Origin of the sequence: Actinoplanes sp. NPDC048791 (assembly GCF_040650095.1) — a bacterium.
Lineage (GTDB): Bacteria > Actinomycetota > Actinomycetes > Mycobacteriales > Micromonosporaceae > Actinoplanes.
On the sequence record NZ_JBEZGQ010001442.1, the window covers coordinates 1 to 1,659 of the forward strand.

At 69.9% G+C, this 1,659-nt stretch carries 1 protein-coding gene and 1 pseudogene; both read left to right on the top strand.

Features of this window, described 5'->3' with window-relative positions:
- The coding region (locus AB0C29_RS47220; protein WP_360834758.1) for an O-antigen ligase family protein at positions 1-1,295 on the top strand (1,295 nt) is incomplete at its 5' end.
- Positions 1,292-1,659, top strand: a pseudogene (locus AB0C29_RS47225) (lipopolysaccharide biosynthesis protein); the annotation flags it as partial. The gene AB0C29_RS47220 and the pseudogene AB0C29_RS47225, both read left to right, overlap by 4 nt.

The window sequence follows — 1,659 nt, forward strand, 5'->3', positions numbered from 1 at the left end:
CCCCGGTCGAGCCGGGCGTGCTGGAGCCGGGCGCCTGGGCGGTACGCCAGGCGAAGCTGCCGGTGTGGCCGATCGTCGGCATGTTCGCGCTGCTGCCGCTGTGGTGGGGTCTCGGGCTCTTCTACATCGCCTGGCCGCTCTTCGGTGCGGTGCTGCTGTCCCTGCTGACCTCGCGCGGCAACATCCGGCTGCCCACCGGAACCGTGCTGTGGCTGATCTTCCTGGGCATCGTCACGGTGAGCGCCACCCGGCTGACCTATGTCACCAACCTGATCATCTTCGGCCTGCGGCTCGGGCACCTGGTCACCGGTCTGCTGGTCGGGATCTACGTCTACAACCTGATCCGCGACGGCGTGCCGTGGACCAAGGTGGCCAATCCGCTGGCGATCTTCTGGCTGTCGATGGTGGCGCTGGGCTGGCTCGGGGTGCTGCTGCCGACGTTCAGCTTCCCGAGCCCGTTCGAGCTGGTGCTGCCGCACGGGGTGCAGGCCGAGCGGTACATCCTCGACATCACCCATCTGGACTCGACGGAGTTCAACAAGTTCAGCCGTAACCCGATCTACCGGCCGGCGGCGCCGTACCCGTACACCAACAACTGGGGTACGGCGTACAGCTTCCTGGTGCCGTTCGTGCTCGCGTACCTGACGTCGGTGCGCCGCGGCCCGATGCGGATCGTGCTGCTGGTCTCGCTGCCGCTGTCGCTGGTCCCGGCGTTCCTGACGCTCAACCGCGGCATGTTCATCGGCCTGGGCGCCGGGGTCGCCTACCTGCTGTTCCGGGAGGTGATGCGCGGCCGGGTCCGGCTGTTGCTGCCCGTCGTCGGCATCTTGCTGATCGGCTGGATCGTCACGCTGTTCATCCCGGTCTTCGACCTGATCACCAACCGCACCTCCAGCACGGACACCACGTCGGACCGCTTCGACCTCTATGTGCAGACCTGGGCCGCGGTGGTGCACTCGCCGCTGCTGGGCTTCGGGCAGCCCAACTCGGTCGACACCACGCACGCGTCCGAGCCGCTGGGCACCCAGGGCATGATCTGGCAGCTGCTCTACAGCCACGGCATCCCGGCGACGATCTGCTTCTACCTGCTGCTGCTGGTGATCGCGCGCCGGCTGGCGGCGGCCGTGACGCCGTCCGGGCTGTGGCTGAGCGCGCTGCCGGTCATCGCCGCGATCGTGACGCCGTTCTACTCCTACATCGACCCCAACATGTCGGTGCTGTTCTTCGCCCTCGGCCTCGGGCTGGCGGCGGTGGACGGGCCGGTCAACCGCAGCCCGAAGGAAGTGCCGGCATGACAGCGGTCGCCGCGCCCGGTTCCGCCGAAACCGAGGTCCGCCGCAGCACCCGCAGCGGGGCCATCGGGCTGGTCGGTGCGGCGGTCAACGGCGCCTTCGGGTTCGTGCTCACCACCGTCATCGTCCGGGCCTTCGGTGCGGACGGCTCGGGTGCGCTGTTCAGCGTCATCGGCCTGGTCACCATCGCCGGGGCGATCTGCTGCTTCGGCGCGGACACCGGCCTGATGTGGGCGATCCCGCGGCGCCGGCTCGGCCCGCAGGGTGACGCGGCCCGGCTGCTGCCGCTGGCCGTGCTGCCGACGTTCGGCCTGGCTCTGCTGGTCGCCGCGACCGGGCTGCTGGCCGCCGGCCCGATCGCCCGGGC